The sequence below is a fragment of the Crossiella sp. S99.2 genome (assembly GCF_023094165.1).
Lineage (GTDB): Bacteria > Actinomycetota > Actinomycetes > Mycobacteriales > Pseudonocardiaceae > Crossiella.
Genome location: NZ_JALMDK010000002.1, coordinates 23,253 through 37,454, shown reverse-complemented (window position 1 = coordinate 37,454; position 14,202 = coordinate 23,253). Strand labels below are relative to the sequence as shown.

Sequence of the window (14,202 nt, the reverse complement as noted above, 5' to 3'; positions counted from 1 at the left end):
TTGGACTACCGGTTGACCGGCTTGAGCGTGTCCTCGCCGCCGAAGAACGGCCGCAGCGCCACCGGCAGCCGGACCGAACCGTCCTCCTGCTGATGGTTCTCGAAGATCGACACGATCCACCTGGTGGTGGCCAGCGTGCCGTTGAGGGTGGCGGCCACCTGCGGCTTGCCGTCGGCGTCCCGGTAGCGGGTGTTCAGGCGGCGGGCCTGGAAGGTGGTGCAGTTGGAGGTCGAGGTGACCTCGCGGTAGCTCTGCTGGGTGGGCAGCCATGCCTCGCAGTCGAACTTGCGGGCCGCGCTCGAGCCCAGATCGCCGGAGGCGGTGTCGATCACCCGGTAGGGCAGCTCGACCTTGGCCAGCATCTCCTCTTCCCAGGCGAGCAGCCGCTGGTGCTCGGCCTCGGCGTGCTCCGGCTTGCAGTAGGTGAACATCTCCACCTTGTCGAACTGGTGCACCCGGATGATGCCGCGGGTGTCCTTGCCGTAGGAGCCCGCCTCGCGGCGGAAGCAGGACGACCAGCCCGCGTAACGCTTGGGGCCGTGCGCGAGGTCGAGGATCTCCTCCGAGTGGTACCCGGCCATCGGCACCTCGGAGGTGCCCACCAGGTACTGGTCGTCATCGCGCAGCCGGTAGACCTCGCTGGCGTGCGCGCCGAGGTAGCCGGTGCCCTCCATGATCTCCGGGCGCACCAGCACCGGCGGGATCATCATGGTGAAGCCGGCCGCGGTGGCCTGCTGCGCGGCCAGGTTGAGCAGCGCGAGCTGCAGCTGCGCGCCGACCCCGGTGAGGAAGTAGAACCGCGAGCCGGAGACCTTGGCCCCGCGCTCCATGTCGATCGCGCCCAGGCCCTCGCCCAGTTCCAGGTGGTCCTTGGGCGTGAAGGTGAACTCGCGCGGCTGGCCGACGTGCTTGAGCACGACGTAGTCGTCCTCGCCGCCGTGCGGGATGCCGTCCACGATGATGTTGGAGAGCCTGCGCTGGGCGGCGATGAACTCCGCGTCCGCCTCATGCTGCTCGGCCTCGGCCGCCTTGACCTCGGCGGCCAGTTCCTTGCCCTTGGCCAGCAGCGCCGCGCGCTCCTCGCCCTGGGCCCGCCCGACCTGCTTGCCGAAGGTCTTCTGCTCCCCGCGCAGGGTGTCCGCCCTGGAGACCACGGACCGCCGCCGCTCGTCCGCACTCAGCAGCGCGTCCACCAGCGCCGGGTCTTCACCGCGGGCGCGCTGCGAGGCGCGCACCAGGTCCGGGTTCTCGCGGAGGGTCTTGAGGTCGATCACAGTCCGTCAGCCTAGCGCCTGACCAGGGTGATCAACGCGGCGGGCGGGTCCATTCGGACGCGCCCGCCGCGCCGGGAGGTCAGGAGATGGCGACCGCGACGACCAGACCGAGGCCGAGGTGGGCCGAGGCCACCACCAGGCTGGCCGGGGTGAACTGGTCCGCGCGCAGGATCGCGCCGATGTTGATCCGGGTGGCCCACTCCAGCACCCGCACCGCGAGCACCTGCACGATCACGCCGACCAGGCCGAAGATCAGCGCGAGCAACAGCCCCTCGGTGAGTTTGCCCGCGGCGTTGTAGATGGCCACCACCACGATGAAGGCCATGCTCAGCAGACCGGCGGCGGTGATCACCACCGCGTTCGGCGAACCGGCCCGCACCATCTCGTTGAGCTTGCCCGGCGTGGTCAGGTCGATGGCGTAGAAGCCGACGAGCATGAGCAGCAGGCCAACCACCGCGTACAGCGCGATGGCCCCGATGCCCCGGACGACGTTGCCGCCGAAGCCGGGCTCCAGCGCGAGGCTGGACACGGTGATCAGGTCGTACACGAGTGTTCCTCCTTGATACTGACCGTCTGCCTCGGACGGTCCAGTGTGGACTAAGACGACTGCGGAATCCGGTGCGGCACGAACGCCGCGCCGTCGTCGGTCACCAGACCGACCGTCTCCCTGATGCCCAGCCCCGCGGAGTGGTCGCCGACCACCCACGCGCCGAGCACCGGCCGCATCCCGTCGAACTCCGGCAGCGGCGAGAACAACTGGTAGACGAACCCCTCGGCGCCGTACACGCCGCCGGTCCGCTGTTCCATCCCCGGCGCCACGATGTCGATGTTGGCGCCTTCCCTGCCCAGCAACGGCTTCTTCACGTACTCGGTGAGGAAGCCGGGTTCGTTGAGGTAGGCGGGCAACAGGTTCGGGTGCCCCGGGTACATCTCCCACAGCACCGCGAGCAGCGCCTTGTTGGAGAGCAGCATCTTCCACAGCGGCTCGATCCACAGTGTGCCGGGCAGGGTCTGCACCGCGTGCTTGCCGAAGGGATCGTCGACCAGCCACTCCCACGGGTAGAGCTTGGCCACGGTGCCCATCGGGTCCTCGCGCAGGTCGACGAACCGGCGCAGCACCGGGTCCCAGCCGATCTCCTCGATGGCCAGGCCGACCGTGTCCAGCCCGGCCTCGGCCGCGGTCTCCTGCAGGTAGGCCGCGGTGAGGTGGTCCTCACCGCTGGCATCGGCCCCGGAGAAGGTGAAGTGCACCAGCGGCGAGGGCAGCTGATCGGCCAGCTCGCCCCAGCGCTCCACCAGCTTCTCGTGGATGGAGTTCCACTGGTCGTGGCCCTCGTGGGTGTCGGTGAGCCAGTGCCACTGCACCACCGCGGCCTCCAGCAGGGAGGTCGGGGTGTCCGCGTTGTACTCCAGCAGCTTGGCCGGACCGGACCCGTCGTAGCGCAGGTCGAAGCGGCCGTAGAGGTGCGGGTCGTGCCGCCGCCAGGACTCGGCGAGGGCAGGCCACACCCACTCCGGCAGCCCGAAGTCCTGGTACCGCTCGGTGGTCACCACGTTGTCCACCGCGTCCAGGCACATCGAGTGCAGCAGCTCGACGTCGGCCTCCAGCGAGAGCACCTCGTCCAGCTCGAAGACGTAGTGCACCGACTCGTCCCAGTACGGCCTGCGGCTGCCGTCGGCGTTGGTCGCCGGGCTGCCGTAGACCAGGCCCTGCTCGGCGATCCGCGCTTCCCAGTCCGGGCGCGGGGCCGATCGCTCACGACGCACGGTCAGCTGCCTCCGCTGGAGCCACTGGAACCGCTGGAACCGCCGCTGCCACCGCGGATGCCGAAGCCGCCGCGCTGGATGCTCTTGCCGCTGGCGGTGCTGATGTTGGCGTCCTTGGGCCGGATCGAACTGCCACCGGTGATCTTCTGGCCCTTGGTGCCGGTGCCGCCGTAGTTGTAGCTGTACTGGCGGCCGCCGTTGTAGATGAAGATCCCGCCGCCGCCATGGCTGGTGCCACCGTGCGAGCGCGCGTAGTCGTCATCGCAGTAGTCGTCGTCGACGACCACCCCGTCCTGGTCCACGCAGCGCGCGGTGACGTCGTCGGGCTGCTGCGCGGCGTACCAGATGGCCACCAGCGCGACCACGCCCACGGTCACCCCGCCGCCGATGAGCAGCCGCTTGCGCAGCTTGGCCTTGCGCTCGGCCTCGGCGATCTCGGCCTGGCGCGCGGCCAGCTCGGCCTCGTCGGCCTCCTGGCGAGCACGCTGCTCGGCCAGGGTCGCCGGACGCGCCCTCGTCCTACTCGGGTCCTGGTGGCTAACCTGTCCTCGCCTGGGAGGCACAGGAGGCTGCGGGTTACCCGGATTCACGTTCTCAGTCATCGACCACTCCCGGCGCGCACCGTACCTATGTCGTCCGTTTGACGGAGCAAGGTGGCTGAATAGCAATACACGTCACCTGGACGGCCGTATGTAATGGGGGCCTCACGGCATCATGGAGAGGATGCCAGGGCCCCAGACGTCGACCGCTGATCGGATTCGCCTCATGAACAACACGGCCAGCACCCGCCGCGTGATGGCAGGGGCGTTCGCCGGTGCGCTGCTGGTCCTGGCGTTGAGCACCGCCCTAGGTTGGCACGTCGGGCCCGAAGTCGCAGGGGAAACCGACGGGCCCACCAACGCGGTGCGGGACGCGCCCCCTGGCACCTGTCTGACCTGGACCCGCCCGGACGCCGGGGACGCGCGGCGGGTGAAGTGTGATGATCCGCACCTGTTCGAGATCACCGGTTCGGTCGACCTGGCCGCGGACTTCCCGCCCGGCGCCCCGTTCCCGGACTCGGTGCGCTGGGAGGGCATCGCCGCGGACCGCTGCACCGAGATGTCGGTGCAGTACCTGGACGGCCGGTTCGACCCCAACGGCAAGCTCGGGGTGAACCTGCTGCGCTCCGGCGAGAAGAGCTGGAACTCCGGGGAGCGCAAGGTCTGGTGCGGGATGCAGGACTCGGCCCCGTCCGGGCTGCTCTACCCGACCGTAGGCAGCGCGAAGACCGCCGACCCGTCCAACGTGCACCCGCAGGGCATGTGCCTCGGCATCAGCGGCAAACAGGTCTACGACCCGGTGGAGTGCGGCAAACCGCACGCCTACGAGGTGGTCGGCGTGGTCAACCTGGGCGCCCGGTTCCCGCAGGAGTTCCCGGCCGAGCCGCGGCAGGACGAGCTGCTCGCCGGCGAGTGCGCGCGCACCGCGGCGGACTACGCGGGCGGGGCGGAGGTGGTCAGCCGCAAGGGCCTGATCGTCTTCTGGGACACCCTCAAGCAGGACAGCTGGCTGGCCGGCGCCCGCCGGGTGGAGTGCAAGGTCGGCGCGAAGCTGAAGGACAACAGCGGACTGGCCCCGGTCTTCGGCAGCGTCAAGAGCGAGATGCGGGTCGGCACCGAGGCCGCGCCGGTGCTGCTGTCCAAGCTGCCGCCGGGCGCCCCGGCCCCACCCGGCAGCCCCGGCACCGATGTGCAACGGGACGCGGGCGTGCCCACCGACGCCAACTCCGAGCACCCCGGCGGCACGCCAGGGCCCACCACCAGCGGCGGCTAGCCGTGCCGGTGGACATGACGCCCGCCCGGTTCGACGAGCTGGTGGGCGAGGCGCTGGACGAGGTGCCGCCGGAGCTGGCCAGGGCGATGGACAACGTGGCCGTCTTCGTCGAGCCCCGGCACCCGGTGGAATCCGGGCTGCTGGGGCTGTACGAGGGCATCGCGCTGACCGAGCGCAACTCCGACTACTGCGGGGTGCTGCCGGACCGGATCACCATCTACCGGGACGCCATCCTGGACATCTGCGAGACCGAGGACGATGTGGTCGAGGAGGTGGCGATCACCGTGGTGCACGAGATCGCGCACCACTTCGGCATCGACGACGCCAAGCTGCACGAGCTGGGCTGGGGCTAGAACCGCTCCACACCAAGCCACTCGACGAACCGCCACCCGCCGGAGCTGTCCGGATCGGCCTCCAGCAGCACCCGGCCGGTGTTGGGCAGGTACGGGTGCCCGGCCAGCACATCGGTGCTGCCGTCGAGCAGGTGCACCGCCATCAGCCGGATCGCCGCGCCGTGGCTGACCAGCACCACCACCCCGTCGCTGTGCTCGGCGGTGATCCGCCGGACCGCCGCGCCGAAGCGCTCGACCACCTCGAACCCGGTCTCGCCGCCGGGCGCGCAACCGGACAGGTCGCCGTCCAGCCAGGTGTCCACCACCGCGCGGAAGGCCAGGATCGCCGCGTCGTCGTTGCGGCCCTCCAGTTCCGGCCCCACCTGGGTCTCGTGCACGCCCTCAAGCACCCGCACCGGCAGCCCGTGCCGCAGCGCCACCGGGGCCGCGGTCTGCTGGGCGCGCACCGCGACGCTGGCGTAGACCGCGGTGACCGGCTCGATGGCCAGTTCCTCGGCCAGTTTGTCGGCCTGGCGGCGGCCTTCGGCGGTCAGCGGCGGACCGGGCGGGCGGGAGTCCAGCGCGTGCCGCACGTTCGCGGGGGTCTGGCCGTGCCGGACGAGCATCAGGCGTAACGAACTCATGCCTGCCCGCCCGCGCGCACCTGGGCCAGCCACTGCGCGGCCTCGGTGAACTCGGCGGTGCCGGTGCCCGGCGGAGGCGGCGGCGAATCGCCGTCGGCGCGGGCGAAGGAGCCGAGGAAGCGCACGTCGGAGCAAGTGCGGTGCAGGGCGGCAAGCGCCTCGCCGACCCGCGGTTCGGCGATGTGCCCGGCGAAGTCGAGGAAGAACCGGTAAATGCCCAGCTTCTCCCTGGTCGGCCGGGACTCGATCCGGCACAGGTCGATCCCGCGCAGGGCCAGTTCGACCAGCACCTCCGAGAGCGAACCGGGCCGGTTCTCGGTGACCACCACGATCGAGGTGCGGTCGTTGCCGGTCGGGGCGGGCACCAGGCCGGGCTTGCGGACCAGCAGGAACCGGGTCACCGCGTCGGCCACGTCGCCGATGTCGGCGGCCAGCGCGGTCAGCGCGGAGCCCTCGGCCGCGATCGGCGCGGTGATCGCCGCGTCCGCCGTGCCCTCGGCGACCGCGACCGCGGCGGCCGCGGTGGAGGTGGTGGCCAGTTCGGCCGCGCCGGGCAGGTTGGCCGCCAGCCACTCCCGCACCTGGGCCAGCGCGTGCGGGTGACTGGTCACGGTGCGCACGTCGGCGGCCTTGGTGCCGGGCCGGACCAGCACGGTGAAGCGCACCGGCAGCACCGTCTCGGCCACTGCGACCAGCGGGCTGCCCAGGGCCAGGCCGTCCAGGGTGGGCGGGACCGAGCCCTCCACCGAGTTCTCCACCGGCACCACCGCGGCGTCGACCTTGTCCAGCCGCACCAGCTCCAGCGCGGCGGCGACCGTGGTGGCCGGGATCAACTCGTGGCTGGCCGGGTCGACCAGGCGCCGGGTCGCCTGTTCGGTGAAGGTTCGTTCCGGCCCCAAGTAGGCGATGCGCGGCATACCTCAGCCTAACGCCGTAGCGGCAGGTCGCTGTGGCCTTGCTCTCAACCGTGAGAACACCCACCCGACTGGTGGAAGACCCGGTGACCGGCCGTGTTGGTTTGCTGCAATGCTTTCCCCGTGACCGGCGATGCTTGGGGCGTGACCGGGAAAGTGCAACCGCAGGCGGCCGTGCCGCGCCTGGTGCTGTGCGCCGTGGCGGGTCCGCTCGGCTGGGAGTGGGAGCGCGCCGCCACCGGCCGCTCCGGGGTGGAAGTGCACCAGGGTTCGGTGCTGGATCTGGACGTGGACGCCGTGGTCAGCCCGGCCAACTCCTACGGCTGGATGCGCGGTGGCATCGACGCGGTCTACGCCACCGCCTTCCCCCAGGTCGAGCAGTACGTGCGCAGCGCGGTGCTGGCCCTGCACGGCGGTGAGCTACCGGTCGGCGAGGCGCTGATCGTGCCCACCGGCGAACCCGCCCCGCAGTGGCTGATCAGCGCCCCCACCATGCGGGTGCCCGGCGAACTGCTGCCCAAGGACACCGTGCACCCCTACCTGGCCGCCCGCGCCGTGTTCCGGCTCTGGCAGGAGGGCAGGCTGGAGGACGGCACCCCGGTGCGGCACGCGGTCCGCTCCATCGCCCTGCCCGGTCTGGGCACCGGCATCGGCGGGGTGGACCCGGCCAGCTGTGGCCGCCAGGTCACCGCGGCCTGGGACGAGGTCTTCGGCGTACGCTGAACGCGAAAGGGGCATTCCCGTGGTGCAAGCACGGGAATGCCCCTTTTGCGTGGGGTTTTTCCGGGTCAGCCTGCCTCGACTGCGGGCAGCTCGGTGGCCTCCGCGCCGCGGATGGCGATCTTCGCGGGGGCGGCTGGCACCTTCACGACCTCGCGGATGCGGACCTTGAGCAGGCCGCGGTCGTAGTCGGCCTCGACCTGTCCGGCGGTGACGCCGGCGGGCAGGGAGAACTCGCGGCGGAACTCGCCGTGCCGGATCTCCTTGCGGATCAGCCCGCCCTGCTCCGCGCTCTGCTCGTCGTGCCTGCGGCCGCTGATGGTGAGGCGGCGCTCGGCCACCTCGACCTCGACGTCCTTGGCCACGTCCACGCCGGGCAGCTCCAGGGTGAGCACGACGTCGGCGCCGTCCTTGCGGACGTCGGCGGCGGGAACAAAGCCCTGGGCCGAGGGCGCTGAACGAGTCGTCAGGCCGTCGAAGACATCACGCCGGAGACCTGCTTGGTCAGGGTCGACTGTGACACCGAACTGGCGGACCAGCGCGGTGAACGGGTCCCACGTGGAACGGACTGCAAGAGCCATGTTCTTTCACCCTTTCCAGGTTCCTCACCGGCGGCTTTAGCACTCGCCGGTCATGAGTGCTAACGACCCGGGCGCCGATGTTGTTCCCGCCGCCGTAGCCTGAGTTCATGCCGATCCGGGTCCTGCTGGTAGACGACCACGAGGTGGTCCGGCGCGGGCTGCGCGATCTTCTTTCCACCGAGGACGACATCGAGGTGGTGGCCGAGGCTGGCAGCGTGGCCGAGGCCGAGGTGGTCGCGCTGGCGCACCGGCCCCAGGTCGCGGTGGTGGACATGCGGCTGCCCGACGGCGACGGGGTGGCGCTGTGCCGCACCCTGCGCGCCCAGGGCCCGGACGCGCCGCACTGCCTGGTGCTGACCGCCTTCGACGACGAGGCCGCGCTGGTCGGCGCGATCATGGCCGGGGCCTCGGGCTACCTGCTCAAGCAGGTGCGCGGGCAGGACCTGGTGACCGCGGTGCGCGAGGTCGCGGCCGGGCGCTCGCTGCTGGACCCGGTGACCACCGCCCGGGTGCTGGACCGGCTGCGCCGCGGTGATCCCGAACCGCCGGACGAGCTGGCCGGGCTCACCGAGCAGGAGCGCAAGGTGCTCGGCCTGATCGGCGAGGGCCTGACCAACCGGCAGATCGCGGAACGGCTGTTCCTGGCCGAGAAGACGGTGAAGAACTACGTGACCTCGGTGCTGGCCAAGCTCGGCATGGAGCGCCGCACCCAGCTCGCCGCCTGGGTCGCCCGGCACTCACACGGGACCGACTGACACGCTGCCAGCATGGCGAGCGTGATCGGCAACTGGCTGAACCCGGCGCGGCCGGAGGTCGAGGTGATCACCGACCCGGTGCAGCGCCGGGCGGTGTGGATCGAGCTGGCGATCGTGTTCGCCGCGACGCTGGGTCTGTCCGGGCTGCGCAGCCTGCTCTCCATCATCAGCTCGCTGTTGCAGCCCAAGCCGTTGAGCCAGCAGTCGGTGGCGCTCAACGTCTCCCGCTCCACGCTCAGCCTGCTCGACCTGGCCCACCAGCTGCTCGGCGTGCTGCAACTGCTCGCCTGGGGCGGACTGGGCGCCTACCTGCTGTGGAAGGCGGGCAAGAAGCTCGCCGAGATCGGTCTGGACCGGAGCAGGCTGGGCTCGGACGCGCTGCGCGGACTGGGCCTGGCCGCGCTGATCGGTCTGCCCGGCATCGCCTTCTACCTGATCACCAGGGCGCTCGGGCTCAACCTGACCGTGGTGCCCTCGGCGCTGGATGACACCTGGTGGCGCACGCCGATGCTGATCCTGTCCGCGATCGGCAACTCCTGGGCCGAGGAGGTGCTGGTGGTCGGCTATCTGATCACCCGGCTGCGGATGCTCGGCTGGTCGGAGAACAAGTCGCTGGCCGCTTCCGCGGTGCTGCGCGGCTCGTACCACCTGTACCAGGGCTTCGGCGGGTTCGCGGGCAACATCGTGATGGGGCTGGTCTACGGCCGGGTGTGGCAGCGCAGCAACCGGCTGTGGCCGCTGGTGGTCGGGCACGCGGTGATCGACGTGATCGCCTTCGTCGGGTACGCGCTGCTCAAGGGCGCGGTGTCCTGGCTGCCCTGAGCTAGGAAGACGGACGGGATGATCTCCAGGGTGGGGGGCGCGGAGATCATCCCGTCCGTCCGATGCCGGAGGGGGCGGGCAGCTATCCCCTGCGGCTTTGGCGCGGTCTGACCGGGCGGTGTCAGACCGAGAGGTATGGGTCAGTCCGGATATGCCAAGGCAGCAATAAGCTTCTTCACGTTTTCCGGACGGGGCGGGATCACATTCCCGGCGACAGCCAGGAGCGCCATTTCCGTCAACCCGGCGGCGGCGCGGTCAGTGAGCATGCCCATGGGCGACACGATATGCGGAACGCGGCGGATTCCAACCCCTAGGCAGGCACTTCAGCCCAGGGAGGGAGTGCCGGTCAAACCATGGTCGGACGTAGCGTCAGACTATCGTCGGTTCAGGTCGCTCCAACGGACCAGCCGGACTTTGCCGCCCTTATAGATCACGGCGAGTCGAGAACAGCGGGTGGTTCAGGAATTTTATAGCCAGATTTCCCGATGTTCTCTTCGACCGAGCGTTTCCAGCTGCCGTCGGAAACCATCTTGCGCAGCGCGGCGGTGACCTTGTCCCGCCGGGCGTCGCCCTTGCGCAGGCCCACGCCGTAGCGCTCCTGCGAGAACGGCTTGCCGACCAGCTTGAACTTGTCCGGCTGCCCGGCGGCGTAGCCGGCCAGGATCACGTCGTCGGTGGTGACCGCGTCCACCGGGTCGTCCGCGTTCTCCAGCGCCACCAGGCACTCCGGGTAGGACGGGAACTCGCGCAGGGTCACGCTCTTGGCGTAGGACTGCTTGACCTTCTCCGCCGGGGTGGAGCCCTTCACCGAGCACAGCCGCCAGTCGCTCTGGTTCAGCGACTCCGGGCCGGTGATGTCCGAGGTGGTCTTGCGCACCAGCAGGGACTGCCCGGCCACGAAGTACGGCCCGGCGAAGTCGACCTTCTTCTTGCGCGCGTCGCTGATCGAGTAGGTGGCCGCGACCAGGTCGACCTTGCCCTGCTCCAGCAGGGTCTCCCGCTCGGCGCTCTGCGCCTCGACGAAGGTCACGTTGCCGGGGTGCACGCCCAGCTCCTTGGCCACGTACCTGGCCACGTCCACATCGAAGCCGGCGAAGGTCTTGTCACCGGTCTTCTGGCCGAGGCCGGGCTGGTCGAACTTGATGCCCACGGTCAGCTTCGGACCGTCCGGCGGCGGGGTGTCCGCACCGTCGGCCGAGGAACCGAAGAACCCACACCCCGCTGGCAGCACCGCTAGCAGGGCCACCGCGACGATTGCGGTGCCCACGTGCCTCAGCGCACGAACCTGACGCATTCCGTTGTCCCCTCCGGACCCGGTCACTCCGGGGGAGGCTACCCGAACGGGTGAGCGTCACAGCGTGAGCGGGGCGGAACCGAAAGCAACGTTGAACCGGTCGCACCAGATGACCACGCTGCGCAGCCCGCCGAGATCCGCCCCGGCCGGGATGACGTAGTTCTGGTTGCCATGGGTGGCCTTGAGCTTGCCCAGCTTCACCTGGCGGCCGTCGTCGTACTTGCCCCACTCGCCGCCCGCGGACTGGTCGGTGAGCCAGACGTGCAGGTCCGGGCCGTCACTGCTGGCCAGGCCGGTCAGCCGAAGCACCCGGGAGCCGTCGGCGAGCCGGTGCACGGTGGCCTTGCCCTTGGTCGGGTGCTCCTGGGAGACGAAGTCCCCGGCGGCCAGGGTGCTGGGCTGGGCGGGCGGCGGAGTGGCCTGGCCGGTACCGGGCGGGGGCGCGGCGGTGCTGGACCCGGGCGCGGCGGACGGCGTACTGCTGGGCGGGGGCGTGTTGGCCGAGGTCGGGGCCAGTTCGCTGGTCACCCCGGCGGGCAGTGCCTCGTCCAGGGTGTTGCTGGTGAACAGCTTCCAGGGCTGGAACAGGTACAAACCGACGCTCAAAACCGTTGCGACAATCACAATCGCAACCAAAACGACCGGACGACGCAACAAACCGCGCTTCGGCACCGTGTCCTGGTTCACAATCCACCTTCCGAGGTTCGACTCCTTACATCCTGACCCACATTCACTGATCAGCGCGCTGCCATGATCTTTCGAGAGCATTACGCTCCGCTGCGTGAGCGCTCACCAGATCGCAAGCGAGACCCCTGCCGCCGAGCCGATCCACCGGGTGGACAGCGAGGTCGGCCCGTTGCGCACGGTGCTGCTGCACCGTCCTGGCGCGGAACTGAAGCGCCTCACCCCGCGTAACAACGATCAACTGTTGTTCGACGGGGTGCCGTGGCTGGGCCGGGCCCAGCTCGAGCACGACGCCTTCGCCGAGACCCTGCGCTCGCGCGGGGTGGAGGTGCTGCTGCTCGGGGAGGTGCTGGTGGAGGCGCTGGCCGATCCGCGGGCCCGCTTCGGCGCGGTGCACTCGGCGGTGGATGAGCGCCAGCTCGGCCTGGACCTGGCCGACGCGCTGCGCTCGCACCTGACCGGGATGAAGGCCAAGGACCTGGCCGGGGTGCTGATGGCGGGCATGACCTTCGAGGAGCTGCCCGCAGCCGAGGGCGCCTCGCTGGTGCGCCGGATGCACCAGCCCGCCGACTTCGCGGTCAACCCGCTGCCCAACCTGCTCTTCACCAGGGACTCCTCGGTGTGGGTGGCGGACAGGGTGGCGATCACCTCGCTCGCGCTGCCCGCGCGCAGCCGGGAGACCGCGCTGACCGACCTGATCTACGCCTACCACCCGCGGTTCAGCCGCACCGGCCGTGCCTACGGCGCGCACTCGGCCCCGTTGGAGGGCGGCGACGTGCTGCTGCTCTCCCCCGGCGTGCTCGCGGTCGGCGTCGGCGAGCGCACCACTCCGGCGGGCGCGGAGTCCTTCGCCCGTTCCGCCTTCGCCGACGGCCTCGCGCACACCGTGCTCGCGGTGCCGATCGAGCAGGAGCGGGCCACCATGCACCTGGACACCGTGTGCACCATGGTCGACCGGGACGCGGTGGTGATGTACCCGGCGGTGCGCGAGACCCTCTCCGCCTACCCGCTGCGGCCGGACGGCTCCGGCGGGGTGATCGTGGACGGCCCGCTGCCGTTCCTGGGCGCGGCCGCCGAGGCGATGGGCATCGAGCGGCTGCGGGTGATCGACACCGGCCTGGACGCGGTGACCGCCGAGCGCGAGCAGTGGGACGACGGCAACAACACGCTGGCCGTGGCGCCGGGCGTGGTGGTGGCCTACGAGCGCAACGTGGAGACCAACGCCCGGCTGGAGGACGCCGGGGTGGAGGTGCTGCGGATCGCCGGCAGCGAGCTGGGCTCCGGTCGTGGTGGCCCTCGGTGCATGTCCTGCCCGATTGCGCGAGACACGCTCGGGTGAATTCGCGGAATTCGGCCCGCGCAATTACGGAATGGAATTGCGCGGGCCGTCTGCCAGCTAGTTCAACAAGGCTTGGCTAAGTTAGGCAAACCTGGCTTTACCTGCGGAAACTCGAATTCCGTTGTATTGTTTCGGCCATGACCACGACTACCAAGTTCCAGCAGCTGCTGCAGACCCAGGTCCGGAATGAGCTCAGCGCGTCGCAGCAGTATCTCGCCGTCGCGGTCTGGTTCGACGCCAAGGACCTCCCCCGCCTGGCTTCGCACTTCTACCGCCAGGCGCTCGAGGAGCGCAACCACGCCATGATGATCGTCCAGTACCTGCTGGACAACGGTCTCCCGGTGGCCATCCCCGGGGTGGACGAGGTGCGCAACGACTTCGCCTCCGTGCGCGAGCCGGTCGAACTGGCCCTCAACCAGGAGCGGCACGTCACCGAGGAGATCACCGCGCTGGCCAAGTCGGCCAGGGACGAGGGTGACTACCTCGGCGAGCAGTTCATGCAGTGGTTCCTCAAGGAGCAGGTCGAGGAGGTCGCCGCGATGTCGACCCTGCTGACCATCGTGGACCGCGCCGGCGACAACCTGTTCGCCATCGAGGACTTCCTCACCCGCGAGCAGGTCGGCGACGAGGGCTCGGACCCGACCGCCCCGCGCGCGGCGGGCGGCACCCTGTAAGCCAAGTGCCGATTGCTCCCACCACAGGCCGGCGCCCGTGGACCGCGACCCGGTCCACGGGCGCCGCCATCTGCGCGCTCAGTCCTCGTTGAGGTTCTCCAGCTTGCTTCGCAGGGCCGCCATCGCCTTGCTGGCCTGACTTTTCACCGTGCCCTTGGAGATGCCGAGTGATTCGGCGATCTCGGTCTCGGTGAGTTCGTCGTAGTAGCGGAGCACGATCACCGCGCGCTGCCGTGGCGGCAACTCGCGCAATGCCTGCCACAGCGGCTCGTTCTCCAGCCGGTCGGCCTGCTCGTAGCCCTCGCCGTCCTCGGGCAGATCGGCGACCAGGCTCTCCTTGCGCACCCGGCGCCAGAAGCTGACGTGGGTGTTGGCCATGGCCCGGCGCACGTACGCCTGCGGGTTGATCTCCTGGCGGAGCAGCGAGCGCCAGCGGGTGCCGACCTTCTCCAGCACTGTCTGCACCAGGTCGGCCGCATCGTGCGGATTGCCGGTCAGCGCGTGCCCGTAGCGCAACAGCGCCGGCAGCGACATCCGGACGAACTCGCTGAAATCCTCGTCCACCAAGCCCCCATGTCACCAACTCCGGC

General features: G+C 70.2%; 18 protein-coding genes. 7 read left to right on the top strand and 11 right to left on the bottom strand.

The genetic code is table 11. From position 1 onward, the window contains the following. Positions 1–5 precede the first annotated feature (5 nt). From serS to MZC64_RS06535, 4 genes are all read right to left on the bottom strand, one after another. Entirely contained in the window at positions 6–1,274 is a 1,269-nt protein-coding gene (gene serS, locus MZC64_RS06550) for a serine--tRNA ligase (protein WP_247760996.1), read from the bottom strand. Positions 1,275–1,353: 79 nt separating this feature from the next. Then, the gene (locus tag MZC64_RS06545) at positions 1,354–1,821 is read right to left on the bottom strand and encodes a DUF350 domain-containing protein (protein WP_247760995.1); all 468 of its coding nucleotides are present in this window, start codon (positions 1,819–1,821) and stop codon (positions 1,354–1,356) included. Between the two features lie 50 nt (positions 1,822–1,871). Beyond that, positions 1,872–3,041, bottom strand: a complete 1,170-nt coding sequence (locus tag MZC64_RS06540; RefSeq protein WP_247760994.1) for a glutathionylspermidine synthase family protein — start codon at positions 3,039–3,041, stop codon at positions 1,872–1,874. Between the two features lie 2 nt (positions 3,042–3,043). Continuing rightward, complete coding sequence (locus tag MZC64_RS06535; protein WP_247760993.1) at positions 3,044–3,643, bottom strand: hypothetical protein; 600 nt, start codon at positions 3,641–3,643, stop codon at positions 3,044–3,046. A 163-nt stretch (positions 3,644–3,806) separates the two neighbouring features. Here MZC64_RS06535 and MZC64_RS06530 point away from each other — a divergent pair, with 163 nt between their 5' ends. Continuing rightward, positions 3,807–4,853, top strand: a complete 1,047-nt coding sequence (locus MZC64_RS06530) for a septum formation family protein (protein WP_247760992.1) — start codon at positions 3,807–3,809, stop codon at positions 4,851–4,853. Positions 4,854–4,855: 2 nt separating this feature from the next. Next, a complete protein-coding gene (locus tag MZC64_RS06525) occupies positions 4,856–5,206 on the top strand; it encodes a metallopeptidase family protein (RefSeq protein WP_247760991.1) in 351 nt (116 codons plus the stop codon). Here the strand turns inward: MZC64_RS06525 and MZC64_RS06520 are convergent. Both MZC64_RS06520 and pheA read right to left on the bottom strand, forming a co-directional pair. Further along, positions 5,203–5,829 carry a histidine phosphatase family protein gene (locus MZC64_RS06520; protein ID WP_247760990.1) on the bottom strand — a complete coding sequence of 209 codons (627 nt, stop codon included), beginning with the start codon at positions 5,827–5,829 and terminating at the stop codon, positions 5,203–5,205. The genes MZC64_RS06525 and MZC64_RS06520 overlap by 4 nt on opposite strands. Next, positions 5,826–6,746: a prephenate dehydratase gene (gene pheA, locus MZC64_RS06515; protein WP_247760989.1), complete on the bottom strand. Its 921-nt coding sequence runs from the start codon at positions 6,744–6,746 to the stop codon at positions 5,826–5,828. The genes MZC64_RS06520 and pheA overlap by 4 nt, the downstream gene beginning before the upstream one ends. Positions 6,747–6,887: 141 nt before the next feature. Between pheA and MZC64_RS06510 the strand changes: the two genes are divergently transcribed. After that, positions 6,888–7,466 carry a macro domain-containing protein gene (locus MZC64_RS06510; RefSeq protein ID WP_247760988.1) on the top strand — a complete coding sequence of 193 codons (579 nt, stop codon included), beginning with the start codon at positions 6,888–6,890 and terminating at the stop codon, positions 7,464–7,466. Between the two features lie 65 nt (positions 7,467–7,531). Here the strand turns inward: MZC64_RS06510 and MZC64_RS06505 are convergent, their stop codons facing one another. Next, the gene (locus MZC64_RS06505; RefSeq protein ID WP_247760987.1) at positions 7,532–8,044 is read right to left on the bottom strand and encodes an Hsp20/alpha crystallin family protein; all 513 of its coding nucleotides are present in this window, start codon (positions 8,042–8,044) and stop codon (positions 7,532–7,534) included. 107 nt (positions 8,045–8,151) lie between these two features. Here MZC64_RS06505 and MZC64_RS06500 point away from each other — a divergent pair, with 107 nt between their 5' ends. Then, complete coding sequence (locus MZC64_RS06500; RefSeq protein WP_247760986.1) at positions 8,152–8,799, top strand: response regulator transcription factor; 648 nt, start codon at positions 8,152–8,154, stop codon at positions 8,797–8,799. Between the two features lie 12 nt (positions 8,800–8,811). Beyond that, positions 8,812–9,621 (top strand): CPBP family intramembrane glutamic endopeptidase, encoded by an 810-nt coding sequence (locus tag MZC64_RS06495; RefSeq protein ID WP_247760985.1) that lies wholly within the window; start codon positions 8,812–8,814, stop codon positions 9,619–9,621. A 140-nt stretch (positions 9,622–9,761) separates the two neighbouring features. Here the strand turns inward: MZC64_RS06495 and MZC64_RS47610 are convergent, their stop codons facing one another. The 3 genes from MZC64_RS47610 to MZC64_RS06485 form a co-directional block, all read right to left on the bottom strand. Next, on the bottom strand, positions 9,762–9,893 hold the full coding sequence (locus MZC64_RS47610) for a hypothetical protein (RefSeq protein ID WP_282104970.1): 132 nt from the start codon (positions 9,891–9,893) through the stop codon (positions 9,762–9,764). Positions 9,894–10,051: 158 nt separating this feature from the next. Next, positions 10,052–10,888 carry a glutamate ABC transporter substrate-binding protein gene (locus MZC64_RS06490; RefSeq protein ID WP_247760984.1) on the bottom strand — a complete coding sequence of 279 codons (837 nt, stop codon included), beginning with the start codon at positions 10,886–10,888 and terminating at the stop codon, positions 10,052–10,054. Between the two features lie 84 nt (positions 10,889–10,972). Beyond that, positions 10,973–11,521 carry a DM13 domain-containing protein gene (locus tag MZC64_RS06485; RefSeq protein WP_247760983.1) on the bottom strand — a complete coding sequence of 183 codons (549 nt, stop codon included), beginning with the start codon at positions 11,519–11,521 and terminating at the stop codon, positions 10,973–10,975. A gap of 175 nt (positions 11,522–11,696) precedes the next feature. Here MZC64_RS06485 and MZC64_RS06480 point away from each other — a divergent pair, with 175 nt between their 5' ends. Further along, positions 11,697–12,938, top strand: a complete 1,242-nt coding sequence (locus MZC64_RS06480) for an arginine deiminase (protein WP_374205640.1) — start codon at positions 11,697–11,699, stop codon at positions 12,936–12,938. 137 nt (positions 12,939–13,075) lie between these two features. Further along, positions 13,076–13,612, top strand: coding sequence for a ferritin (locus MZC64_RS06475; RefSeq protein WP_247760982.1), 537 nt, complete (start codon positions 13,076–13,078; stop codon positions 13,610–13,612). 78 nt (positions 13,613–13,690) lie between these two features. Here MZC64_RS06475 and MZC64_RS06470 read toward each other — a convergent pair whose 3' ends face one another. Continuing rightward, positions 13,691–14,179 carry a SigE family RNA polymerase sigma factor gene (locus tag MZC64_RS06470; RefSeq protein ID WP_282104969.1) on the bottom strand — a complete coding sequence of 163 codons (489 nt, stop codon included), beginning with the start codon at positions 14,177–14,179 and terminating at the stop codon, positions 13,691–13,693. Positions 14,180–14,202 lie beyond the last annotated feature (23 nt).